We start from the raw sequence: 24,819 nt of genomic DNA on the forward strand, positions 1-24,819 counted from the left end.
CTTTCTAGTCTTCTACTTTCTCAAATAATAGCGCAAGCCCTATTCCACCACCAATTCCTAACGTCGCAACTCCATATTTCATATGCTCTCTTTGTGCTTGATAAAACAAACGTGTCACAAGCATAGCTCCAGATGCACCGTACGGATGACCGAGCGCAATTGCCCCACCATTTACATTTAATTTTTCATACGGAATTTGTAACTCCTTTGCACAAGCAACAACCTTTGAAGCAAATGCTTCATTGATTTCAAAATATTCGATGTCCTCTACTTTCATATTCATTTCGTTTAATAATTTGTTCACCGCAAATATCGGACCAGTCCCCGGAAGATTTGGATTTACTCCCACTACAGCACTATGAACGAAACGAAGAACAGGCTTGTATCCTAAATTTCGTGCTTGCCCCTCTTCCATTACAAGAACGGCACATGCTCCATCATTTACACCGCACGAATTACCTGCCGTTACTGTACCATTTTGTAAAAATGCGGGCTTTGTTCTTTTAATCATTCTTTCATAATTCATTTCTCGTTTGATAGCTTCGTCAAAAGATCCATTAAACGCAAGTATCTCATCTTGTAAATATCCATCTTCTAATGCTTGCAGTGTCCTTTTATAACTAAGACAAGCGTATTCGTCTTGCATTTCTCGCGTTATGTTATAACGCTCTGCAACATATTCAGCCGCCACTCCCATATCAGGATCACCAATTGTTTCTGGTGAAAATCGCGCTCTATTTTGAAAAGGTGATGTACTTGTACTCTCTACTCCTCCTGCAATATAACAATTACCTGCGCCGCCTTGAATGAAATGACATGCAGTACGAATCGCTTCCAATCCGGCACCACATTGCCGATCAATCGTTACACCAGGAATATGATAGCCAAGTCCTGCTTCTAAAGCAGATAATCTTGCAACATTCCCTCCCGGTCCAACAACATTTCCTAATATAACATCGTCTATTTCTCTCTCAATTCCTTTACTTAAAAACGTAAGAAGCGGCGTTACTAATTGCTGAACTTCATAATCTTTCAACATCCCATTCTTTTTACCAATAGGTGTCCTTTTCGCTTCTACAATAACCGCTCTCTTCATATATCTTCTCCTGGCTTTCAATCATATTTTTTGCTGCAATACGAGCGATTTTCCCGCTATTTGTATACGGTATTTCATCTACAAAATGCCATTCTTTCGGTATTTTAAACGAGGATAATCGTTGTATGCAAAAACTTTTTAATTGTTGCCTCGTAGCACTTCCTTTTACGATGGCGACAGGTTTTTCACCCCAGTAACTATCTTTCACACCAATTACAACTATTTCATCAACAGCTGGATGTTCATGTAATACACTTTCTATTTCTTCTGGGAAAATATTAATTCCTCCAAATAAAATCATATTCTTCTCTCTACCCACTATATATATAAAGCCTTCTTCATCTTCATAGCCTACATCTCGCACTGTCATCCAGCCATCCGCAGTCAACTCTGGAACTAAAACCTTATCCAATATGTAGCCCATAAAAAACTGATTACTTTTCACATAAACAGTTCCTATCTCGCCTTTCTGTACTTCTTCTCCTACTTCGTTACATATTCGAACTTGAACATTGTGACAAGGTTTTCCTACTGAATTTGGCCTTTTATCGCTCTCTTCATCAACAAGCGCTGTTACAAAACTTAGTTCCGATGCACCGTAAAATTCATATTTCTGCGCATAAGGAAATATACTCTTTATTTTTTCTTTCGCTTCAGCTTCCCATTTCGCTCCTGACGAAATAATTTTCATCCCATTTTCTATTACTCTATTTTCTTTATATAAAGATTCTAGCATTGTCGGAACTGTATACATGACCGAAATATTTTCTGTTTCTAACTTATCCAGTACTTGATCTGGAATAAATTTTCTCATAATATGCACCGTTTGCCCTACATATAATGCACTTATTGCGCCGTATAAAAAAAGAGAATGGACGAGCGTCCCAGCTATTAAAATAGAATCTTCTTTTTCCATATGAAAGTCATTTATATTGCAATCGAAACTATGAACCCACGATTGTTGTGCACGTAAAAATGCTTTTGCCTTCCCAGTTGATCCTGATGTAAATCCCATATAAAACGGAGCATGTTGTACACTTTCTACAATGTGCTCTGTAGGAAGATAGTTCTCTATTATTTGTTTCCATTTATCAATTTCAATTATTCTTCCTTCTTCATCCGCAATATCATTTAACTTATATCGTTCCGCAATAATCATATCTGGATTACTGATTGCTAGTCTTTCCTTTAGCTCATCCTCTTTCCACTTTATATCTAAGGGCACACAAACCCATCCGGCCATAGCAGCACCAGCAAATAATTGTAAAAACTCCATACTATTTTCTAATACAATTGCTATTGTTTTATTTTTTGATTCTTTTTCATTCAACCAGCTTACTACTTTACATACTGACTCAAACCACTCTTTATATGTTAAAACTCGATTATTTTCCTTTATCGCTATTTTATTTGCTTGTAAAGAGGCATGCTTTTTATATTCTTTTGTAATCCCCATATGAGACGTCCTTTCTTTACAAAATAACAAAAAGAAACACGTAATTAACGTGTTTCTTCTCTTACCTATCTCGCATTTGTATATTTCCCACCTTTTAGAGCAGGCGTAATAATATGTTTCAATGAACGATGTAATTTCGTTACAAGAACTGCTGCTATAATCGCTTTTATGCAATCACCTGGTAAAAATACAACACTTACTTTCATCGTCTGCCATATAGAAATATCCATTACGAAAGCTTGCACAATGATACCAAATACATAAACTACGAAAATACCACCAATTATATTAATACATAATACTTTTATAATAGAAACTTTACGTAAACGCTCAATTAAATACCCAATGACAAACGCTCCAACAATATAACCAAGTAAATATCCTGCACTTGGCCCAAAAAATACACCAAGGCCACCGCGTCCACCAGCAAGTAATGGTGCTCCCACTCCTACAATCAGCAAGAAAACAAGCTGACTTAATGCACCAAGACGTAATCCTAACAGTCCACCAGCAAGCATAACACCAAGTGATTGTAATGTAATTGGAACTGGTGTAATAGAAAGAGCAATCGGAGGTATTAATCCTAACACTCCCATAATAGCACTAAATAAAGCGACGAAAACTAAGTTTTTTGTATTCATGTTTGCTTCTCCCATTTGTAAACTTAAATTAAAATTTAGATAACATATTACAAGAATTATATTATCTTTCAACCTCCCCTTTGTCAACTTAGTTTTAATAAAAGTTTACAAATGAGGATTCAATTATTTCTCTTTATGCAAATGCTCAAGCTCTTTCCGAAGCGCCTGTTTTAAAAACTTTCCAACAGATGTTTTCGGTATTTCTTCCATAAATACAATATCGTCTGGTAACCACCACTTCGCAAACTGTGGTTTTAAAAATTCATATAGTTCTTCTTTTGTAACAGTGCTATTTGCCTTTTGTACAACGCAGGCAACTGGACGCTCTTGCCACTGCGGGTGTGGAACTGCAACAACGGCCGCTTCAAATATAGCATCATGTGCCATTAAAGCATTTTCAAGATCCACTGAAGAAATCCATTCTCCCCCGCTTTTAATAACATCTTTCGTACGATCAACAATTTTCACGCAGCCTTCCTCATCAACTGTAACAACATCACCAGTATATAACCAACCGTCTCGGAATCCTTCGACAGTACGATCATCGTTATAATAGCTTTCAGCGATCCAAGGTGCTCGTAAACATAACTCTCCCATCTCAGTACCATCCCACTTCACTTCACCGTTTGTACCGACTACTTTCATCTCTACACCAGGGACAAGATATCCTTGTTTTGAGCGGATTTCTAATTGCTCTTCATATGATAATTCTGTTTCATAACTTTTTAAACGTGCAAGTGTTACGAGTGGGCTTGTTTCAGTCATACCATATGCATGTACGAAAGGAACATTATATTTTTGCTCAAATGCTTTAATAACGCTTTTCGGTGCAGCAGCACCACCGCATAATATTCTCGTTATACTAGATAAATCGTAACTATTATTTTCTAATTCTTGTAATACACCGAGCCAAATTGTCGGCACACCTGCTGCTATCGTTACTTTTTCAGCTTGAATCATTTCTAATAAAATTTTCGGATTAAACATTGGCCCTGGAAGAACTTGTTTAGTTCCAAACCAAGTAGCTGCAAAAGGAAGCCCCCAAGCGTTCACATGGAACATCGGTACAATTGCCATAGCTGCATCGCTTTCCGATAAAGCAGCTGTATCAGCTAAACCAAGTGCCATACAGTGTAATACAGTACTTCGATGCGTATATACAACACCTTTTGGGTTTCCTGTAGTCGCTGACGTATAACACATACCAGCAGGTGTATTTTCATCAATATCTTTTACAAATTGGAAATTCGGATCGCCTTCTTCTAATAGTTTTTCATAATGATATACAGGTTCTAGCATAGTATTGGGAAGTTCATCTTTATCAGTCATAATAATGTAGGCTTGTACAGTTGATAATTGTGATTGAATATTTTCAACGAGTGGTACGAGATCTTCATCTATAAGTAGAATTCGATCTTCTGCGTGCTGAATAATGTATGAAATATGTTGAGGAGATAAACGAATATTAATTGTGTGTAAAACGGAAGCAATACCAGGAATAGCAAAATACGCTTCCACATGTCGATGATGATTCCACGCTAACGTTCCTATACGCTCGCCTTCTTTAATTCCTAATTTTTTCAACGCACTGGAAAGCCTTCTCGTCCTTTCACCTAACTGCTTATACGTTAACGTCGTAACTGTATCATGTGTCCGGGAAACAATTTCTTTCTTTGAAAACAGTTTTTCTGCTCTTTCCATCATAGAACTAATTGTTAGCGGTACATTCATCATCATATTGGTTATATCCCCCTTTAAAGCGTTTTCATTTTTTATATATTATAACAGACTTCAACAAATATTTACGATATTTTTCAGTATTTTCTGAATTATTTCCAAAGAAATAATTCAGATCAATAAAAAAATATGTTTTGAATACACTGATCCGAAACATGTTTTTTATTTTTTATAAACTATCTACCTTTTTTCTTACTTTCTTTTTCATTTTAAAAATAAAACGATTACTGTATTCCTTATTTTCTACTAAAATTCGATACATCTCCCACACTCCTACAACACGAACAAAAAGATAAACTCCAAGAGCAATAAGTACAACACAATAAGGATAGTACTGCACGAGCTCTCCAGAAGTAATTCGTTTTTTCTCAAATAAAAATGGTATCGCTCCTGCTGCTATTAAACAAAATCCAACGATCACTACTGCCGCATACTTTTTCTTAATAATCACATATCTGTTTGTCAATTCTTTTAGAAAGTTTTGATCAAATAGTAGTTCTTCTTTTTTCAATACATTGTATCGACTCTCTTCTATCGTTACAGGTACCATCATTGCTCCAATTCCAAGGACAGCAATGATAATGACAAGAAATGTAGACATTGTTGCATTTTCTTTAAATAATAAATACGGTATTGTAGATAAAATGAGCAAACTAAACCCTAACGCAATATATTTTGAAATCTTTTGCCCCTACACTATATACCCTTCTGCCATTTCTTTACTTACGTAATAGCCTTCCACATTTTCATTACTTTGTTCAGCAGTTTCTTTTAATAAGTAATCAAGAGATACTTCAAATACATTTCCAATCATTATTAACTTTTCAGTTTCAGGAAATCCTTGACCGTTTTCCCATTTACTAACCGCTTGCCTTGTTGTGTTTAATTTCTCAGCTAATGCTTCTTGAGAAAGGCCCTTTTCCTTTCTTAATTTAAAAAGCTTCTCACCAAATCCCATATGTGTGTCCCCCTTTGTTTTCTTACCTAAATTGTATGTAAACATTACCCTTATCTCTATCTTCCTGCGGTTGCACTTTGTCAACTTACGGTTGCGATTGTGTTATATAGCGGTTTTCTATACAATTTAGCTAGTTTTCTTCTATGATTATGGCATTAATAAAACACCTTCTACCAATAACCAATTATAACAATTAAAGGTAATTATTGTTATGAAAAATCAAAAAAACTCCCTTATTCATTTAAAGGAGTTTTCGATATAAAATATTCCAAGAGGACTAATTTTTCTTCCTCATATTGATTCACAATTTCTTCTATACATTTTTGTATGTCATGCAACGATTGATATGCATTCCACACAGTATATGTTGTCATCTCTTTATATAAGGCATACTCATATATATATGTAAAATATTACTCCTATTAACTTCCCTAATAAAAACACTTCTCAATAATCATAACGGCTTCTGCTTAAACTTTTCATAATGTCGTACTTTTAATACAAGGATATTCCCGCAATCTGTACAAATATAAGCATCTACTGGTGAAGATGTGAACATCGTCTCTTTTTTCCGTATTTGTGCATATCCGACAAACTCACCTTCTCCTATGTTTTGAGAACCACAAGTAGAGCATGTTTGCACGTCTTTCTGTTTCATGAGAGCACCACCTTTAATCTGTTTTCACTCCCTTCGACAGTTCACTTCCATTTCCCTTCCAAAAAACCTCTTATTCTCTTACATTTCAACAGGAATCTCAGAACAAACATCGTATATGTACTATGAAATATATTTATTGACGGAGGAATTTTATGAGTACTATTATGACGCTCAATACAGCACAAGAAATAGAAAACGCAGAAATACATATGCTTTCTTCTAGAGTAGCGCTACTGCAAGCGATAAGTGAAAACCCAATGCAAGTACAAATGAAAAAGTTCGGGAGCGCCACTGCCTTTTCATCAAAAATAATTGCTGGTCCTGCCTTTAATACGGTAAAAGGTATTACAAATACAGATGAGATAGATAAAATTATCTCTTATTATGGATCATTACAAATTCCTTGCCGTTTTGAAATTACACCAGCGCAAGGTACAGCTGAACTATTTCAATACTTATCTCAAAAAGGGTTTTACCAATCTAGCTTCCATACCGCTTTATATAGTATACCGAGAGAAGATCCGTCCCTTCTTCCTTCTAACATTTCAATACGCCAACTACAAGAAAATGAGTTTGATATGTTTGCAGACATATATGTACGCGGATTTAATATGCCCGCCTTTACAAAAGATGGTGTGCGCCAAAATAACGAAATTCTTTACGATAAACCAGGATGGCATTTTTTCATAGCAGAAGTTCAAAATACTCCTGCGAGCATTGGTGTCCTGTATATAAATAATGGGATTGCCTCATTAGCTGCTTCTGCTACTTTGCCAGAATTTCAGCGTAAAGGCTGTCATACTGCATTAATTCAACAACGAATTGAAAAAGCTATAGCCACGAACTGTCATTTAATAGTTGGACAAGCAAGGTTCGGGAGCGGCAGTCAAAATAATATGGAACGTGCCCATATGAAAATTGCTTATACAAAATCAATATGGACTGCAAAAGACATGTAATTTACATTCTTTCTCTTCTCATTACGAAATTATACATTTTATGACGATTCCTTTTCTATCCTATTAATCATTTGAATATTCAAACTAGATTTGTTAAGCTATTACTAGATACATCATTCAACTTGCAATATGAAAAGAGAATTCTAATCAAACTACAAGGAGGAGACATGTATGAATAAGCATGATCATGGTTTAAAAGAAAAAGTAGAAGGTGCCATTGATAAAGTAAAAGGTGAAGTAAAAGAAGTTGTCGGGAAAGTAACTGACAATAAAAAATTACAAGCTGAAGGAAAATGGGATAAAGTGAAAGGCACTGCTAAAGATACTGTCGGTAATGTAAAAGAAAAAGTTCATGAATATAAAGAGCATAAAGAGAATAAATAAAAGAACCAAAATGTATGGTTGTACAAGTAGTAAGTTACTAGAAGTTTGTATTTTATATTTACCCATAAAATCATTTTAAAACGACAAATAGATGCCTTCAGGCATCTATTTGTCTATAAACAACTATTTTGACTATCTAATCACTCTAGCTTTTCCTTACTAACATTTTCTAAGGTAATGCCTTTACTAGAGCTAAAGATTACTTTTACATCTTACTTTGTGAAATTTGGTTTTAAGTCACCTGTATACGGTTCATGCTCAACGAAGATTTTGATATCTTTTCCATTCGCATTTTTCCCCATTCTTGTATACGTAAATTTCTCTTTATTTAACTCTGTAAGTTCAAGAACCGCACCATATTTATTATTTCCTAACGAAACGTGGGCCCTTATTTTATTACCATGTACAACATCAAAGAGACCATAGTCTCCACGACTTTCTCCTGTATTCACATTGAAAAACTCATATTTATTTGTATTTTTATCATATTTTGCTAGACTGATTAAGTTTGAGTTGTATTTTGTTACATTATTACCCTGTTCATCTAATACCACCGTTCCGTTCCATAGTGTACTAGATAAAATTCCATCTCCATCAACTTCGGTAACTATTTTCCCCGTCGAACTTTCTAAATTTTTATCAGGTCGCGTGAAAGACAGCTCTTTTTCATGATAAGGAACATGTTCAACAAACACTTCTGCATCGTTTCCTTTTGCATCTTTCCCCATTCTTTTATATGTAAATTTCTCTTTATCTAATTGCGTTAATTCAACAACTGCTTGATAATTTTGCGTTTCAGAAATTAGCACTCTTTTCTTTCCATCGTTGGTTATAAAAAAGGTACCGCTATCATTACGACTCTCTCCTGTATTTGCATTAAAAAATTCATAGCTTGCCGTTTTAGCATCATACTTTGCAAGCCCGATGAAATTTTGATTTTCTTTCGTTACATCATTATGATCTTTGTCATAGACTTTTGTCCCTTGCCAATTTGTTTCACCAAGTATACTAGCCAGTAGTTGCCCTTTCGTTTGTTGTGTTTGCTCAGTTTCTTGTATTGCATTATATAAAAATTGTGCGTACTGTTCACGCGTCACCTCCATACTTGGAGCAAATTTCCCTCCGCCTACTCCTTTTGCAATATTATTTGTTTGAACAGCACTAATTGCATTTCTTGCCCATGAGCTCGTTGAAACGTCATTAAAAGTGTGATCACTCTTTGCCTTTAAATGAAAAGCATTTGTAAGAACCTGTGCCATTTCTGCACGTGTTAAGGATGCCTTCGGTCTAAAGTTCCCATGCTCATCACCCTTAAAGACACCCATTTCTGTTAAAGACAAGATTTCCTTTATATAGCTTGTCGACTCTTCACTTACGTCCCCATATGGGTTCTGATAATTTTTGTTTTCTTCCATATTAAAATAACGATACATTAAAGCTGCAACTTGTTCACGTGTTACGTTATCTCCAAAACCAAATCTTCCATCATCATATCCAAAAATGATTTTCTCACCTGTTAATTGCTGAATCGCCTCATATGCCCAGTGCCCCTTTGGAACATCTTTGAATACACCAGTATGATTCGTGTTTAGTGTAACTGCTTCTGCTTTCACCTCACCAATCGTTTCACTTAATAGACTTCCACCTAAAACTGCTGATATGATACATGTTTTTAAGATTGTTTTATTCATAGCTTCCCAATCCCTTCCTTCATTTAACAAAGAATTACACCGCTTTTCTTTCAAAAGAAGATTCTATGTGAGCAATTCATGTTATAAATTTTGATTACAGCTAATCAGATACAAATTTTCAATTCCCCTAACTTTGATACCAAGTATTACACCTCCAAAGTTCTTTTTCGTAGTACCCATAGCTGTTATATATAGGAATTATAAATAGCAACTATAAATTGCCCATAAATAAATTATTAAAAAAAGATAAAATTAAGATAATATATTTTTAATCTCAATCTGTAAAAAAAAACGTTATTCTTTCTCATCTAGCTTGTTAAGAAAGAATAACGTTTTTTAAATTCTAGGGTCCCGGCAAAAAAGAGGTTTTATTTTATATGTTCAAAAACAATTTCACGGCCTTTTCCAAACAGAACATTGGAAAAAGCCGTGGCATAATACTTATTTTATAATTGACGGAATACGGTCAAAATGGCTCTTTTTACTTCCCTTCATTCTTCTCTAACACATACAAATCTTCTTCAATATTAGATAATTTCTCTGTTACAAGCTTTCTAGCATCTCCAATTGCTTGATTGTATGCAAATGGTCCTACTAATTTTATCATTTCTTCTATTAATCGCTCTGCTTGGAAACGTCCAATTTCATCTAAATCTTCTTCAACGAAAAACTGTTGAATTTGTGCTACAAGCTCTTCTTTTTTATCATTTGGTATTTTTATATTCATCATCATTTGTTACTCCTCTATATTTAAGATAGTACGTTTCTTAACTCTACCATAGAAAAGCGATTTCCAGGACAAGTTTTTGTAACGCCTTCTAGCTCCCGATGGCCGAGCACATTTCCTTTCTCTATAGCAAACTGCTTCATAAACATTTTACATACAGAATATAATGCATTCCTTTGTGCAGTAGTCGGATCATATTTATCAAAATTACCCGTCATACATATTCCAATTGTATCCCTATTATTATCTTTCGCATGTGCTCCAATATGTAAACCTCGACCTTCAACTACAGTTCCATCTTCTTCAATAAAATAATTGTAACCGATTCCGCTCCATCCTCTTACTTTTTGATGAAATTCATGTGTTTTATACACATCCCATCCATCCTCGGATGTATGGTGGATAATCAGCTTATTCACTTTTTCTAAAGGAACTAATTCATCTTGAAATGTTAAATTAACACATTTAATTTCCATTTGAACATCCCCCTTACAAATCAATCATCATCATTGTTTTATCATCTGGTCGTATTCTCTTTTCCCCTTCTAGCTCTTCAATAATTGCTACATATTCATTTATACTATTCTTTCTTATATATGCAACAGTTTGTTCGAGTGGCCAATCTGGGTGGAATAACCCGTCTGAACAAATAAAAATCCCGCTCACTTCATCTATATGTAATTCCCCATGTTGTATATAATGTATCGCTTCTTTCATTCCATTTGCAATGGAATACCCCCCCTGCATATTTGCAAGATAACGATTGTATTTTAACTGTTCTTTCACATCTTGAAAAACATGTTCTTCTGGTACAGATAACCCTTTTTTACGATCTTCTTCTCTCTTCTTTTTTGCTCGTTTACTAATTCCTTCGACTGTGTCTTTCGTTAATACTTGCATCGTTCCATTTTGAAGTATTGCTACAATCATACAGTCCCCTAACTGTGCATATTCAATTTTCTCACCATCTAGTTGAACGGCCGCAATACATGTACACCACAAATGCTCTTTTTTTCTCGTATCTACTTTATATTCTAACATTTTGCTTTGTAATGCTTCATTTGCCTTGGCAACGGCAACTTGTAAACTATGAGTTTCGCGTAATGAAGCAAAATAACTTGCAAATAAATGCGAAGCGATGTATGCTCCATTATGTCCCTTTTCATCACGAAACGGGACGAGCGGTGTTGCACCATCACATACACCATAAATCTTATTTTCTTCATTACAAAAATAAGAATCCTCACATTCTTGCTTCAACGGGCTTTTCTGTTGATACGTTTTTATCCTCATATCTGTATCCCCTTTCAAATGATAAAATACTCGAATTCTTTTGATTAATCTAATTTTCCGAAATAAACTGTTTTTCCCTAAAACTTTCAATATCATATATAATCTTGAAATAATATGAATTTTTTAGTGAAGGACGGGAAAGAAATGGTTAGATTTCTTGGTGTTATTATTGGTTCTATTATTATTGCGATTGCCTTTAATCTTTTCCTTATCCCCCACAAAATTTTAAGTAGTGGAATTGGCGGAATTGCTATTATTTTAGGGATTGTAACGCCTGTAAACACAGGTATTATTAACTTCGTATTAAACTTACCTATCCTTATTTTAGGATACATAGGTCTTGGAAAAAAAGTCATTTTTAACACTGTTATCTCTGTTATTGTATTATCTGTTGCATTATACTACGTCCCAGTGAAAGTCGTAGCAACAGATCCCCTTTTATCATCTATCTTTGGTGGTGTCATTGCCGGAGCTGGTATCGGTCTTGTTTTTAACTGTAATGGATCAACTGGTGGTTTCGATATTATCGGTATGTTGTTATCTCGCAAACGAGACATTAAACTCGGCGGATTCCTTATTATTTTAAATGCAGTCGTTGTAATAATTGCAGGATTCTTCTTCACTTGGGATGTTGCTCTTACAAGCTTACTTTCTATTTATGTAACTGGTAAAGTTATCGATGCTATTCATACGAAACATCGAAAGGTTACACTTATGATTGTAACAAATGAAGCAGAAAAAATGAAAAAACAACTTCTTTCAACTGTTGTACGTGGAATTACATTACTTGATGGCGAAGGTGCTTATTCCAGCGAAAAAAAACGTGTACTTATGACAGTCGTTTCTCGTGAAGAATTGGCAAGTATGAAATTAACAATTTCTGAAATTGATCCTCATGCATTCGTTAACATTACCGAAACGGTTGAAGTATTAGGATTGTTTAGAAAAGCTTAAAAAACTAGGTGGATTTCCACCTAGTTTTTATTTTCCATAAATTCAATTCGATTTCCAAATGGATCTGACACGTAAAATCTAATTACATCTGGTCGTGCATGATCATCTATTACTTCAATACCTTGCTTTATTAACTCTTGTTTAAATTCATCAATTTTTAAAACATAAAAAGCTGGATGTGCCTTTTTAGCTGGATTAAAGTTTTTCTCAACTCCGATATGAATCTCTTGATTTCCACACTTAAACCAGCATCCACCACGCTTCTTTAATTCCTCTGGCTTCGGTATTTCCTCCATACCTATTTTTTCACCATAAAATTCTCGTGCTTCTTCTTCACACCCTACAGGCGCAGCTACTTGCACATGATCAATCCCTTGAATATAACTTTTCATTTCCTCTCCCCCTCTTCTATCCTAATTTTATAAGGAAAATACCCGTCTGTAACTTACAAAAGATTTATAAAACAATATAAGATCCCCTTATTACCACCTTACATTCACTTTGCAAAAAATAAAGAAAACAAAATTTATTCTATAACTTCCATTTTTTATAGAAATACACATTACATCTATATTATAGTTATGAATAGACAAATCTTTTTAGATGCTATTTGTACGGAGGAACTATTATGAGTCGTAAAAAATATTCATCAACTCAAAGAAAACGTCATCCGAACATTTCTAGACGTTTGCGAAACCATATACAAGATCGTTCATTAACAAAAATGTACGCATCTCTGTTCGAGCACAATCCTGATAGTATTATTTCATTAAATTTAGAGGGAGTTATTCTACATATAAACCCTTCTGCCGAAAAAATATTAGGTTACACTTCTTTAGAATTAGAACAGAAAAATATTACCTCTATCTTAGAAACACATATTTCCGAGCAAGTATTACAAAATATAAAGGATACTGAAGCGGATAATCAACAAGAGTACATCTTATCTATTTATCATAAAAATGGATTCTTATTAGACGTCGTGACAAAACTAGTTCCAATTTTTGTCCAAAATCGTCTAACTGGCGTATATGCCATTATGAAACCACTTGAAAAATCAGAAAGAATTGAGAATATGCTAAGAGAAAGTGAGAAGCGGTTACGTACATTAGTGAACTCCATGCCTGCGTTTGTTATATTTAAGGATCATGAAGGGCGCTGGCTTGAAGCAAATGACTACGCACTTTCTTGTTTCAATTTTCATCATGTACCTTACCACGGGAAAAAAGATAGTGAACTCATTCAATATAATGAAGCATACCGAGAAGCTTTTTTACATTGTGAAGAAATTGACGAACTAGCATGGCAAGAAAGACAAATTCTTCATGGTGAGGAATTTATTATACATAGAGATGATTTCGACCTAATCTTAAGTATATCGAAAGTTCCACTTTATCATCCTGATGGTTCTCGCAAAGGTCTTATCGTGATGGGAAGAGATGTGACTGAGCTAAAAGAAACTGAAAAGTTATTACGAAAATCTGAAAAGCTCGCGGTAGTCGGACAACTGACAGCTGGAATTGCCCATGAAATTCGAAATCCACTCACTTCTCTAAAAGGTTTTCTAACGTTGCTACTCCCTGAAATAAATGAGGAACATAAATGGTATATCGATGTTATGTTAAGTGAGATTTCACAAATGGAATCCATCACAAGTCAATTTATGGCGATGTCCAAACCACAAGTATTATCCATTCAAACGTGTAACATACAAACTTTAATCGAAGAAGTAGTTACATTTATTTTACCGACTGCCATTATGCATAGCGTTCATATCATAATGGATCATTTTGATTACGTATGTGATATTCAATGTGATGGTAACCAATTAAAACAAGTTTTTATAAACATATTAAAAAATGCGATAGAAGCAATGCCAAATGGCGGAAATATTTTCATCCAAACAAAACCATTAGAGGATACTTTCATCTTAATACGTATTATAGATGAAGGTTGCGGTATCCCAGAAGATCGTATCTCTCGTTTAGGCGAACCATTTTATAGTTTAAAAGAAAAGGGAACTGGACTAGGATTAATGATGTGTTACAAAATAATTGCAGAACATCATGGTAAGTTAGACATTTCAAGCGAGTTAGATAAAGGTACGATCGTTGATATTCAACTTCCGCTTTCTTCATCTCATCTTGCAATCCATTCTTAAATAAAAAAAGAAGCATCTGCTCATCAGTAGCAGATGCTTCTTTTTTATTTACTTTTATAGTACTGTATTGTCATACCATTCTTTTGCTTTTTCTACTTCGCCCATTGTTAATTGATGCCCTCTATTTTCCCAATGCATTGTTACAGTTGCATGTGCATTTTCAAATAGTACCTTCAATTCCTCTGACTCTGCTGATGAACAAATCGGGTCATTTGTCCCAGCAGCAATAAACACGGATTTCCCTACTAAATTAGGCAATTGCGTTCCTCTTCTAGGCACCATTGGGTGATGAAGCACAGCGCCTTTTAATGCATTTTCGTAATGGAATAATAAGCTTGCAGCAATATTCGCTCCATTTGAATAACCGATAGCTACAATGTTATTTCTATCAAATTCATATGTTTTTGCTGCCTCATTTAAAAACTCATTTAATTCCTTCGTACGGTAAATCAAATCCTCTTCATCAAAAATGCCTTCTGCTAATCTACGGAAGAAACGTGGCATACCATTTTCTAATACATTTCCCCTAACACTTAATACAGATGCTTCCGGATCAATTATTTCTGCAAGTGGTAATAAATCTAATTCGTTACCACCTGTACCATGAAGTAATAACAACACTGGTTTTGACGTATCTTTTCCTTTTTGAAAAACATGTTTCATCATAATCCTTTTCCCCTTTCAATCACTTTAATCTAAATTTTTCACTTCAAATGGTAAAAGTGTTTGTTCAATTTGTTTTCTATGTTGTTCATATTGTTCCGGTAACTTTAATTCCTCACCCATCGTCTCTAACGATTCATCATGAGCGAAACCAGGAGGATCTGTTGCAATTTCAAATAAAATTTCGCCGTGTTCTCTAAAATAAATTGCGTTAAAATAATTTCGATCTTGTACAGGAGTTACGTGGTATCCAAAACGGGACACATGCTCTTTCCAGTCTAGCTGATCAGCATCGTCACTCGCTCTCCAAGCAATATGATGCACTGTACCAACGCCCATTTGGCCACGACCAATTGTCGATAACCTCAAATCGATAATATTTCCAATATCAGCAGAAGAACGGAATCGAATAAATTCACCCTCTTCTCCAATTTTCTCCAGACCCATGATATGCTCTAACAGTTCAGCTGTTTTTTGAGGCTGTGCCGATAAAAGAACCGCACCGCCAAATCCTTTAATTGCTACTTCTGGCGTAACTTCTCCAAAAGTCCAATTATTTAATTCACCCTCTTCTCTTTCTACTAATTCTATATGCAAACCATGTGGATCATCAAATTCTAAATACTGCTCTCCAAATCGAGTCATTTTTGTATACGAAACATCGAATTTTTCTAATCTATTTTCCCAAAACTCCATTGCCCCTTTTGGTACAACATAAGAAGTGATCCCGACTTGACCATCACCAATAACTCCTTGACGAGCACCTGCCCATGGGAAAAATGTAATGATTGTTCCCGGTTTTCCTCCTTCATTACCAAAATAAAGATGGTACGTACCTGGATCATCAAAATTCACTGTTTGTTTCACTAAACGTAAACCTAACACACCAGCATAAAAATCTACATTTTCTTGTGGGTGTCCTACGATTGCTGTAATGTGATGTATGCCCATTGTTTTCTTTTCCATTTCGTCCACTCCTTTTTTATTACATTATAAAAATTGCTTTACATTAAAATTCATTATTCATTTTGTCCATACTGCAAAGTAAAATCCATCGTTATGATTTTATCTTTAATTCGAGATATAAGCTGTAAAATTACACATTATCTCCTATATCACTAAATTAATCTCGGATTCGAGATAATTCCAAAAAAAATATTTACTCTATCTGAAATCTTTATTCGGAACACAAATTATCTCGAACTCAACATTAATTATAAGTTACTTACTTTTAGTTGTCAATAAGTTACTTATTTTCATTTTAAATCAAAAGAGAGTAAATACTAGTTATCATTTACTCTCTTCACTAATTATTTCGTTTCCTCTTTCAGTACTGCTTCCATCTCATTAAATTCACGATGAATTGCTTTAACTGGTTCTTTCGTTAATAAACTTATAACAATAACAGCTAATAAACTACAGAAAAATCCAGGTACCATTTCATACATAGTCGCTTTTAAGCTTGGAATTTGTACCCAAGTAATAACAACTACTGCACCGACAATCATACCAGCAAGAACGCCCCATTTGTTCGTTCTCTTCCAATATAAGCTTAATAAAATGGCAGGTCCGAATGCTGAACCAAACCCTGCCCAAGCATAACCGACAAGTGTTAAAATCGTATCACTTGGATGATACGCTAAAACAACTGCAATCATAGCTACTACTAATACTGACAGCCTACCGATAAATACAAGTTCTTTATCACTTGCGTTACGACGGAAAAATGTTTTATAGAAATCTTCCGTTACTGCACTTGAAATAACAAGTAATTGTGAGGAAATACTACTCATAATCGAAGCCAAAATAGCTGACAATAAAAACCCAGTAATGTACGGATGGAATAGAATGTTTGAGAATGTTACAAAGACCATTTCTGGGTCTTGTAATGTCGCATTATTTTTAGCGTAATAAGCAATACCAACTAGACCAGTAAGCATTGCACCTATAATTGAAACCGTCATCCAACCAATACCGATTCTACGAGAAGTTTTTAAATCTTTAATAGAGGTAATTGCCATAAAGCGGACAATAATATGCGGTTGACCAAAATACCCGAGACCCCATGCTAAAAATGAAATAATCCCAAGAATTGTAGTTCCTTTAAACATGTCTAGATGCGATGCATCAACTTGCTTAATTGTATTGAATGTTTCTGTTACACCGCCCACGTCTGTAAAAGCAACAATTGGCACTAATACAAGAGCAATAAACATAATACAACCTTGCACAAAGTCAGTCCAACTTACTGCTAAAAAGCCACCGAATAGTGTATAAGCAACAACGACACCCACAGTTACAAATAAGCCAATTTTATAATCAAGGTTGAAAGAATTTTCAAACAAACGTCCACCTGAAACTAAACCAGCCGACGCATAAAATGTGAAAAATACTAAAATGACGATAGCGGAGACAAAACGAAGTATTTTCGTACGATCTTTAAACCGATTTTCTAAAAAATCTGGAATCGTAATTGAATCATTTGCCACTTCTGTGTACGTTCGCAAACGCGGGGCAAGAATTAAATAGTTTGCATAAGCACCTATTAATAAACCTATCGCAATCCATACACTTGATAATCCTGTTGCATACATCGCACCAGGTAATCCCATTAGCATCCAACCACTCATGTCAGAAGCACCAGCTGATAAAGCTGTAACTGCCGGACCAAGTCCTCTTCCGCCTAACATATAATCTGATAAATCGGATGTCTTCTTATAAGACCAATAACCGATATACAACATACCTGCCATATAAATAGCAAGCGAAACCATAATCTCAATCTTCACCAAATCTCTCCCTTAGTTACATAAGCCATTCAAAATTTCGAAACATGACTTTTTCTATTTTCTTGTTTTCGCTTATGGTTCCCTACCTTAACAAACATTTTTTGTTCTTTCAAGTGAACAAACCCTTTTTACTACATGTGAAAACCTTATAAACGCCTTTACCCCAGTGGATTACACGGGTTTTAAAATGAATTAAAGTAAAAAAATTCAGAAAATAAAATACTGTTTTTTCACACCTTATTTTCATTCACTTATTAGACAAATTTTAAAAGAAAAAAGCCACACGAATGTATGACTTTTAATCTATTAAACATAGCTTATTTTCTATTTACTAGTAGGAAACAATTCTGAAAGAGGAACTATCCGCCCCATCTCATCTTTAAACACAATATGCTCTCTCGTTAAATGACGCGGACTCTTTACTCCCGCTGCGGCCGCAAGTGAGAACAAACTATATCTCATACTAACAACATAATTCATTACTCGCCATTTCTTCTCATACGGATCTAGCGCTTTTTGATAGTGCGGATTCGTCGTGGCAACTCCAGATGGACATTGCCCCGAATTACATTGAAGCGCCATAATACAACCACTCGCCATCATAAATCCGCGCGCTGAATTTACAGCATCTGCACCAATAGCTAAAGCAATTGCCACTTTATCTGGTGTAATTAATTTCCCCGAGGCAAACACTTTAAATTTGTCCCGAATACCATAATGATTCGCTGTATCAATACATGTCAGTAACGCTGGAATAAGCGGCATCCCCATACTATCTGCCATCGATTTATACGTTGCACCTGATCCACCTTCTGAACCATCAACTGTAATGAAATCTGGATAGATGTTTAACTCTTTCATCGATTTGAATAAATCTTCCAACGGCTCCTGCTGTCCAATTACAATTTTCATACCGATTGGTTTGCCGCCGTTTTCTTGCAAACGCTGAATAAAATAAAGTGTATCTGCTGCATTCTTTAAAAATGGAAATCGATTCGGTGAATTAATTGTCTCCCCTTCTCGCACATTTCGAACAGAAGCGATCTTCTCATTTACTTTTTGTCCCTCTAAATGACCACCACGTATTTTTGCACCTTGACCAAATTTCAATTCGAATGCTTTAATATTGCTTTCTTTTGCTTTCTCCATAAATTTCTCTATTGAAAAATTACCATCCTCATCACGGTACCCAAATAAACCCGGACCAATTTGCGCAACGATATTCGCACCTGTATGTAAATGTTCTGGAATAACGCCACCTTCGCCAGTATTAATCCACGATCCGCCAGCCATCTTCGCACCAAACCCGCTCGCCAAAATATAATTTTCGCCAATCGCACCGTAAGAAGTCGCAGATGCCCCAAACATGCCATGCAGTTTCCACGGATATTGGCGGTTTTCACCGACTATAATTGCATCGTCTTCTTCGTATAACCAGAGATTCGTTGTATCCGCTGTCAATTTTTCTCTTCGTGAAAATAACCCTTCTTTATGAATCACATACTTTTTCCCTTCACGTTCTTGCGTTACATTCACACTTAATTCATCTGTTAATTTCGGAAATAATGTATTAGCGATATAATATCCAGATGCATCAAAATCTCGTTTCGATCCAAAACCGAGTATTTCTGAACGATACTTTGCTAGAAACATTACACTTTGAAAATCATAACGTGAAAAGGGCTTTCCATCCGTATCATGATCAAACCAATATTGCCTAAATTCCGGTCCTATCTTTTCGAGTAAATAACGCATCCTTCCTAAGTATGGATGTAACTTTAATATCGAATGATGCGTCCGTTTTTTAATAAAAAATGTAATAATAAAAAAAATGATTAATAGTAACATCAATAAGAGCAATATACTAATAATAACGAGTAGCGTTTCACTCATCCCGCTTCCTCCTAGGAAAATCCATAATAAAAGGAGAACACATCAGGTGTTCTCCTTTTATCTTTATTCAAATTAATGTAGCAAGATGCTCTTTCGCATCATATTCAACTAAACTTTCAGCATTTTGAATTCGATGGACAAAATCTGGATTAGCAATTAAAGGTCTTCCAAATGCCGCTACATCAATCGTTCCTTCTTGCAACGCTTCTTCAGCCTCTTTCGGATTTAAATTCCCTACTCCTACGATCGTACCATCCCAATATTTTCTTACTAATTGATGAAAATTCTTTCCGTCAGCAATAACAGCCGTATAATTCATCGTCGAAGGGTGAATCATCGTTAACCCAACTTCTTTGAACATATTTACAAACGTTTCAATTGCAAGCTCAGGGTTTTCCCACATATAAGTTGGATTATCACCTTTGAAAGCAGAGAAGCGAAGAAGTGTTTTGTCAGCCCCAACAGCTTCTATTACAGCCGCCGTTACTTCTTTCATAAACGTTAGCCTTTGCTTTAAGTCTCCTCCGTATTTATCAGTACGCTTATTTGCAAACTCATAAGTAAATTGATCGATTAAATATCCGTGTGCACCGTGAATTTCTACTCCATCAAATCCAGCTTCAATCGCATTCTTCGCAGCTTGTGCGTATTGACCGATAACTTCTTCTATTTCTTCTAACGTCATTGCTTCTGGTGTATCGAACGGTTTACGAAAACGTGGAACATTTCCTTCTGCAGCAATAGCAGAGGGTGCTTGCGGCATTTGCCCACCAATTATTTCGTGATGACTCATACGTCCAACATGCCATATTTGAGCAATAATCGCTCCGCCTTCTTTATGCACTGCCTCTGTAACAGGCTTCCACGAATCGATTTGTTCTTGTGTATAAATCCCTGGTACTCCTGGATTTCCTTTTGCTCTTGGGCTAATGACGATTCCCTCTGTAATAATTAAGCCAACTCCATCAGCTGCACGTTTTCTATAGTACTCGACTACATCAGTGCCAACGACTCCTGTTTCATGATTCGCGAAACATCTCGTCATCGGTGCCATTGCTATGCGATTACGAAGAGACCAAGATCCAATTTGAAGCGGATTAAACAACTTCGTTTCTTCAATATTTTCAAAAGATCCCCAAGCGTTTATCTTTGTTCCTTCATAAATACTTGCTGCTTTATTATTTGAACTTGTCATTTTTCTTCCCCCTAAAAAATTCTTACTATAAACGCATCATACTTACTTTTAGATAGTAACGTCAATTTATACGCTTTAATCACAAAATATTCGAATATCAAATAAATAGAATGCTATAAATAAACTAAAAAAGGTTTCCTTAATAGGAAACCTTTTTTTAATTGACCATATATGGCTGTCAATTTGTTTATCTCTTTTATATAAAGAATATAAACAATTATAATCTCTTCACATATAAAAAATTCCTTATCAATAGAAGCGGAAATGGTTCAGTATTCTTCTAAAAATAATAACTTATAAACCTAAAACAATGAAAGCCCTACCTCTCTTTCATCCTTACGGCTCCTTGTCCGTGCCAGTGTGAATCAGGATTGCAAAAATCAAGTAACTATTCTATCGAAGTGTTTAATTAAACTTCGAACATTCGTAAAGAATTAAAAAATAAAAATGGATTTGATTGTAGTAATAACAAAAGAGGTTAATGCTCTAAAAGTGGTTTGAAAGAGTTGAATGTCTTTGAAATGATTAATTTTCTATAATTATGTTCCCAAAAAATTCAAAATCTTTTTTGGGATGTAATACATTATTTTTAATGAATCTTAACAAAAGCTTTTTATTTGACTTTCTGTGATACCTTCAATTAATCCCAGTTCACTAATCAAAAATTCATGTGCGTTATCTAACATTTTCTTTTCGCTTGCATTAAGTGCTTTTTCTTTTTGCATACGTAGTAAATCACGTACAACTTCAGCACCTTCTTGTATTTTACCCGTCTTTATTTTATCAGTGTTCAATTTATACCTTTGTTTCCACGTAAGTAATCTATCAGATTCTCCATGTTGAAAAATATCCAATATGTGTGCTATTGCCGTTATATCCGTGACTGGTCGTATATTTGAGCTCAATATTCTCCCTGCCGGAATCATTACTTCCATATTACTACCCGACATTTTTATAACATAATACTGTTGTTTTTCTCCTGCGATTTCCTTCTCTTCTACGGCTTTAATTATACCTGCTCCGTGCATAGGATAAACAATGTTATCGCCAATTTGAAACAAATAATCCACCTCCATATATGGTAACCTTCTCAATCTTAACACACAATAACTTTTTTAGCAAAATTTTTATTTTATCATAAAATTATTTTCCATGTCAATCCTTTCGAACTAAGAAAATAAATTCATAAAATATCACTAAAAACCCGCAATCTTATTAACTTTTCCACACATATATACATTCTAATTTCACCTTCTCTTTTTACATAAAAACACATTACTACATATGAGTAGTAATGTGTTTTTTATACGGAATCGGTAAACATTCTCTATTCATTTCACGCCTATACACTAACTTGCTTACGGACTGTCTCTCTCGCTAAAAGAAAACTCATAATCACTTGCGCGGCTACTCGACTCGTCATATCCCTAAAATCAAGGGTTGGATCAATCTCTACAATGTCCATCCCTTGAACGAGTGGTTCTTTACCAAGAAATTCAATCGCATCAAGTAAAGTCGTACTGTCCATTCCGCCAGGACCAATTGCTGGACAACCTGGTGCAAATGCTTGATCTAGTACATCCATATCAAGAGAAATGTAAATAGAAGTCACGCCTTGCTTTCTTAATACTTCAATACTTTCCGTGATAATATCTTTTATTTCTCGCTCTCGTACATCTTTCATTGTATACACTGTCACGCCATGTTCTTTTGCATATTCATGGTACGCTCGTGCATTTGAAAAATTACGAATTCCGATTTGAATAAGTTGTTGTCCTGTAATGACATCATTTTCTAGTAAACTACGGAACGGTGTACCATTTGATGGACCACCATCATCTAAATTACGTAAATCATGATGGGCATCAAATTGGATAATACCGACCTTCCCTTTACTGTTTGCAAAGCCTGTTATACTCGGAAAACTAATTGAATGGTCACCACCAAGAACGATTGGTATCATGTTCGGATTTACTTTCGTTAAGTGACCAACCGTTTTCGTAATTCGGGTATGACTTTCTTGTATATCTGTCACATGCATTGTAATATCTCCACAATCATACAAGACACTTTCTTTCATATCGTGTTCTTCTGTAATTGCGTACGTGCTATATGCATCTAACATCGCACGAATTGTTTTTGGTGCAAAACTTGCTCCCGAATGACTAATAGATGGTTTAGAAAGGGGTGCTCCAATTAAGGCCGCACCGAATATTTCCACGCCTTCCTCCCAATCTTTAATCATTTCACTCCATTTCGTCACTTCACGATCAATAAACTTTGCATTTTTCTTTAAATAGTGGCCGTGATCCACGATTGTTCACCTCTTGTATATGCGATATTACCGTTCTTCCAAACTGTATTTACATGACTTACACCGTAATGGTACGGTACGTAAGCATAATTGTACGCATCCCATAAAACTAAATCTGCCTTACGACCAACTCTAATTTTCCCAGCTACATCACCACGATTAATAGCATAAGAAGAGTTAACTGTTACGGCATTCCAAACTTCTTCTGGTGTCATTTTCAGCTTTAACATTGCAATGCTCATAATAAGCTGAATATTTTCAGTTGGACAGCTACCTGGGTTAAAGTCTGTAGCTAACGCAACTGCAACACCTTCATCAATCATCTTACGACCGCGAGCGAAGCTTTCTTTATTTAAATAGAAAGTTGTTCCTGGTAATAATGTTGCGACTGTATTCGAGTTTGCAAGCATTTCAATTCCTTTATCCGAAGCGCCAACTAAATGGTCCGCTGATGCTGCACCGATTTCAGCCGCTACTTCCGCACCACCAAGAGGGTCGATTTCATCTGCATGGATTTTCACATCAAAGCCAAGCTCTTTCGCTTTTAATAAAAACTCTTTTGACTCTTCGACAGAGAACACACCTGTTTCGCAGAAAATATCAACGAATTCAGCTAATTGCTTCTCTTTCATTTCTGGCAGTAGGTCTAACATCCATTGTAAAAATTCTTTTGATCTACCTTTATACTCTTTCGGAACTGCATGAGCACCTAAAAATGTGGAAACTAAATCGATTGCATGCTCTTTTTGTAATTGTGCAGTTGCCTCTAATTGCTTCCACTCTGTTTCATCATCTAATCCGTAACCACTCTTCGCTTCTACAGTTGTAACTCCGAAAGATAGCATACGGTCTAAATGGAATTTTGCTTTTTGAACAAGTTCTTCTTTTGACGCTTGTTTCGTTGCATTTACAGTTGAAAGAATGCCTCCACCTTGTTCTAAAATTTCTAAGTACGGAACTCCTTGTAATTTTAGTGCGATTTCATTTTCACGAGATCCGCCAAATACAAGATGAGTATGCGGATCAACAAGACCAGGAGAAACCATTTTCCCGCCGCAATCAATAACTTCTTTCGCTTGTAATCCTTTAGCTTCTTCCGCTGTTCCAACGAAAGTGATTACGCCGTTTTCAATTCCAACCGCACCGTTTTCGATAACAGGAAGCGTGTTCATCGCTTCCCGTCTTAACAAGCCATCTTCTTGATCCATTGTTAGTAATTGACCGATATTTATTAGTAAAGTGTCTAGCAT

At 35.4% G+C, this 24,819-nt stretch carries 22 protein-coding genes and 1 pseudogene; 4 read left to right on the top strand and 19 right to left on the bottom strand.

Annotated elements, in window-relative coordinates; translation table 11 throughout:
* Positions 1-4: 4 nt before the first annotated feature.
* From KZZ19_RS17485 to KZZ19_RS17510, 6 genes and pseudogenes are all read right to left on the bottom strand, one after another.
* The gene (locus KZZ19_RS17485) at positions 5-1,096 is read right to left on the bottom strand and encodes an acetyl-CoA C-acyltransferase (protein ID WP_237980608.1); all 1,092 of its coding nucleotides are present in this window, start codon (positions 1,094-1,096) and stop codon (positions 5-7) included.
* Positions 1,050-2,552 (bottom strand): acyl-CoA synthetase, encoded by a 1,503-nt coding sequence (locus tag KZZ19_RS17490; RefSeq protein WP_237980606.1) that lies wholly within the window; start codon positions 2,550-2,552, stop codon positions 1,050-1,052. Before KZZ19_RS17490 ends, KZZ19_RS17485 begins: the two co-directional genes overlap by 47 nt.
* Before the next feature lie 65 nt (positions 2,553-2,617).
* Positions 2,618-3,193: a biotin transporter BioY gene (locus KZZ19_RS17495; RefSeq protein ID WP_237980605.1), complete on the bottom strand. Its 576-nt coding sequence runs from the start codon at positions 3,191-3,193 to the stop codon at positions 2,618-2,620.
* Positions 3,194-3,316: 123 nt separating this feature from the next.
* Complete coding sequence (locus KZZ19_RS17500; protein WP_237980603.1) at positions 3,317-4,930, bottom strand: long-chain fatty acid--CoA ligase; 1,614 nt, start codon at positions 4,928-4,930, stop codon at positions 3,317-3,319.
* 169 nt (positions 4,931-5,099) lie between these two features.
* A pseudogene (locus KZZ19_RS17505) lies at positions 5,100-5,888 on the bottom strand (helix-turn-helix domain-containing protein).
* Positions 5,889-6,342: 454 nt separating this feature from the next.
* Entirely contained in the window at positions 6,343-6,546 is a 204-nt protein-coding gene (locus KZZ19_RS17510; protein ID WP_088097317.1) for a hypothetical protein, read from the bottom strand.
* Between the two features lie 152 nt (positions 6,547-6,698).
* On the opposite strand from KZZ19_RS17510, the gene KZZ19_RS17515 reads away from it, so the two are divergent.
* A complete protein-coding gene (locus KZZ19_RS17515) occupies positions 6,699-7,505 on the top strand; it encodes a GNAT family N-acetyltransferase (protein WP_237980600.1) in 807 nt (268 codons plus the stop codon).
* 171 nt (positions 7,506-7,676) lie between these two features.
* Positions 7,677-7,889: a CsbD family protein gene (locus KZZ19_RS17520; RefSeq protein WP_029439721.1), complete on the top strand. Its 213-nt coding sequence runs from the start codon at positions 7,677-7,679 to the stop codon at positions 7,887-7,889.
* A gap of 212 nt (positions 7,890-8,101) precedes the next feature.
* Here KZZ19_RS17520 and KZZ19_RS17525 read toward each other — a convergent pair whose 3' ends face one another.
* The 4 genes from KZZ19_RS17525 to KZZ19_RS17540 form a co-directional block, all read right to left on the bottom strand.
* Positions 8,102-9,580, bottom strand: coding sequence for a DUF4822 domain-containing protein (locus KZZ19_RS17525; protein ID WP_237980598.1), 1,479 nt, complete (start codon positions 9,578-9,580; stop codon positions 8,102-8,104).
* A 481-nt stretch (positions 9,581-10,061) separates the two neighbouring features.
* Positions 10,062-10,313, bottom strand: a complete 252-nt coding sequence (locus KZZ19_RS17530) for a DUF2164 domain-containing protein (protein ID WP_001994665.1) — start codon at positions 10,311-10,313, stop codon at positions 10,062-10,064.
* Positions 10,314-10,330: 17 nt separating this feature from the next.
* Complete coding sequence (locus tag KZZ19_RS17535) at positions 10,331-10,783, bottom strand: peptidoglycan recognition protein family protein (protein ID WP_237980596.1); 453 nt, start codon at positions 10,781-10,783, stop codon at positions 10,331-10,333.
* Between the two features lie 13 nt (positions 10,784-10,796).
* Complete coding sequence (locus tag KZZ19_RS17540; RefSeq protein ID WP_237980594.1) at positions 10,797-11,600, bottom strand: protein phosphatase 2C domain-containing protein; 804 nt, start codon at positions 11,598-11,600, stop codon at positions 10,797-10,799.
* Between the two features lie 114 nt (positions 11,601-11,714).
* Here KZZ19_RS17540 and KZZ19_RS17545 point away from each other — a divergent pair, with 114 nt between their 5' ends.
* Positions 11,715-12,554, top strand: a complete 840-nt coding sequence (locus KZZ19_RS17545; RefSeq protein WP_141435045.1) for a YitT family protein — start codon at positions 11,715-11,717, stop codon at positions 12,552-12,554.
* Positions 12,555-12,574: 20 nt separating this feature from the next.
* Here the strand turns inward: KZZ19_RS17545 and KZZ19_RS17550 are convergent, their stop codons facing one another.
* A complete protein-coding gene (locus tag KZZ19_RS17550; RefSeq protein ID WP_237980592.1) occupies positions 12,575-12,946 on the bottom strand; it encodes a VOC family protein in 372 nt (123 codons plus the stop codon).
* A gap of 236 nt (positions 12,947-13,182) precedes the next feature.
* Between KZZ19_RS17550 and KZZ19_RS17555 the strand changes: the two genes are divergently transcribed.
* Positions 13,183-14,715, top strand: a complete 1,533-nt coding sequence (locus tag KZZ19_RS17555; protein WP_237980590.1) for a BA3702 family sensor histidine kinase — start codon at positions 13,183-13,185, stop codon at positions 14,713-14,715.
* A gap of 54 nt (positions 14,716-14,769) precedes the next feature.
* Here KZZ19_RS17555 and KZZ19_RS17560 read toward each other — a convergent pair whose 3' ends face one another.
* The 8 genes from KZZ19_RS17560 to hutI form a co-directional block, all read right to left on the bottom strand.
* Positions 14,770-15,381 (bottom strand): alpha/beta hydrolase, encoded by a 612-nt coding sequence (locus KZZ19_RS17560; protein ID WP_237980588.1) that lies wholly within the window; start codon positions 15,379-15,381, stop codon positions 14,770-14,772.
* Positions 15,382-15,405: 24 nt separating this feature from the next.
* Entirely contained in the window at positions 15,406-16,344 is a 939-nt protein-coding gene (locus KZZ19_RS17565) for a ring-cleaving dioxygenase (protein WP_237980586.1), read from the bottom strand.
* 344 nt (positions 16,345-16,688) lie between these two features.
* Positions 16,689-18,167, bottom strand: a complete 1,479-nt coding sequence (gene putP, locus KZZ19_RS17570) for a sodium/proline symporter PutP (protein WP_237980584.1) — start codon at positions 18,165-18,167, stop codon at positions 16,689-16,691.
* A 324-nt stretch (positions 18,168-18,491) separates the two neighbouring features.
* Entirely contained in the window at positions 18,492-20,060 is a 1,569-nt protein-coding gene (locus KZZ19_RS17575) for an FMN-binding glutamate synthase family protein (protein WP_237980582.1), read from the bottom strand.
* Positions 20,061-20,127: 67 nt separating this feature from the next.
* Positions 20,128-21,255 carry an alkene reductase gene (locus KZZ19_RS17580; protein WP_237980580.1) on the bottom strand — a complete coding sequence of 376 codons (1,128 nt, stop codon included), beginning with the start codon at positions 21,253-21,255 and terminating at the stop codon, positions 20,128-20,130.
* Between the two features lie 599 nt (positions 21,256-21,854).
* Entirely contained in the window at positions 21,855-22,316 is a 462-nt protein-coding gene (locus KZZ19_RS17585; RefSeq protein WP_176225740.1) for a CarD family transcriptional regulator, read from the bottom strand.
* A 281-nt stretch (positions 22,317-22,597) separates the two neighbouring features.
* On the bottom strand, positions 22,598-23,569 hold the full coding sequence (gene hutG, locus KZZ19_RS17590) for a formimidoylglutamase (RefSeq protein ID WP_237980579.1): 972 nt from the start codon (positions 23,567-23,569) through the stop codon (positions 22,598-22,600).
* Positions 23,548-24,819, bottom strand: a complete 1,272-nt coding sequence (hutI, locus tag KZZ19_RS17595) for an imidazolonepropionase (RefSeq protein ID WP_088097338.1) — start codon at positions 24,817-24,819, stop codon at positions 23,548-23,550. Before hutI ends, hutG begins: the two co-directional genes overlap by 22 nt.

The organism is Bacillus thuringiensis, assembly GCF_022095615.2.
Taxonomy (GTDB): domain Bacteria; phylum Bacillota; class Bacilli; order Bacillales; family Bacillaceae_G; genus Bacillus_A; species Bacillus_A cereus_AG.

Bases quoted from the DNA above. Each gene is read 5' to 3' on its own strand.
- hutI (WP_088097338.1), bottom strand. From the start codon at position 24,819: ATGCTAGACACTTTACTAATAAATATCGGTCAATTACTAACAATGGAT.
- KZZ19_RS17555 (WP_237980590.1), top strand. From the start codon at position 13,183: ATGAGTCGTAAAAAATATTCATCAACTCAAAGAAAACGTCATCCGAAC.
- KZZ19_RS17575 (WP_237980582.1), bottom strand. From the start codon at position 20,060: ATGAGTGAAACGCTACTCGTTATTATTAGTATATTGCTCTTATTGATG.
- KZZ19_RS17535 (WP_237980596.1), bottom strand. From the start codon at position 10,783: ATGGAAATTAAATGTGTTAATTTAACATTTCAAGATGAATTAGTTCCT.
- KZZ19_RS17520 (WP_029439721.1), top strand. From the start codon at position 7,677: ATGAATAAGCATGATCATGGTTTAAAAGAAAAAGTAGAAGGTGCCATT.
- KZZ19_RS17495 (WP_237980605.1), bottom strand. From the start codon at position 3,193: ATGAATACAAAAAACTTAGTTTTCGTCGCTTTATTTAGTGCTATTATG.
- KZZ19_RS17485 (WP_237980608.1), bottom strand. From the start codon at position 1,096: ATGAAGAGAGCGGTTATTGTAGAAGCGAAAAGGACACCTATTGGTAAA.
- KZZ19_RS17500 (WP_237980603.1), bottom strand. From the start codon at position 4,930: ATGATGATGAATGTACCGCTAACAATTAGTTCTATGATGGAAAGAGCA.
- KZZ19_RS17525 (WP_237980598.1), bottom strand. From the start codon at position 9,580: ATGAATAAAACAATCTTAAAAACATGTATCATATCAGCAGTTTTAGGT.
- KZZ19_RS17540 (WP_237980594.1), bottom strand. From the start codon at position 11,600: ATGAGGATAAAAACGTATCAACAGAAAAGCCCGTTGAAGCAAGAATGT.
- KZZ19_RS17550 (WP_237980592.1), bottom strand. From the start codon at position 12,946: ATGAAAAGTTATATTCAAGGGATTGATCATGTGCAAGTAGCTGCGCCT.
- KZZ19_RS17565 (WP_237980586.1), bottom strand. From the start codon at position 16,344: ATGGAAAAGAAAACAATGGGCATACATCACATTACAGCAATCGTAGGA.
- KZZ19_RS17490 (WP_237980606.1), bottom strand. From the start codon at position 2,552: ATGGGGATTACAAAAGAATATAAAAAGCATGCCTCTTTACAAGCAAAT.
- KZZ19_RS17560 (WP_237980588.1), bottom strand. From the start codon at position 15,381: ATGATGAAACATGTTTTTCAAAAAGGAAAAGATACGTCAAAACCAGTG.
- KZZ19_RS17510 (WP_088097317.1), bottom strand. From the start codon at position 6,546: ATGAAACAGAAAGACGTGCAAACATGCTCTACTTGTGGTTCTCAAAAC.
- KZZ19_RS17545 (WP_141435045.1), top strand. From the start codon at position 11,715: ATGAATTTTTTAGTGAAGGACGGGAAAGAAATGGTTAGATTTCTTGGT.
- KZZ19_RS17530 (WP_001994665.1), bottom strand. From the start codon at position 10,313: ATGATGATGAATATAAAAATACCAAATGATAAAAAAGAAGAGCTTGTA.
- KZZ19_RS17580 (WP_237980580.1), bottom strand. From the start codon at position 21,255: ATGACAAGTTCAAATAATAAAGCAGCAAGTATTTATGAAGGAACAAAG.
- KZZ19_RS17515 (WP_237980600.1), top strand. From the start codon at position 6,699: ATGAGTACTATTATGACGCTCAATACAGCACAAGAAATAGAAAACGCA.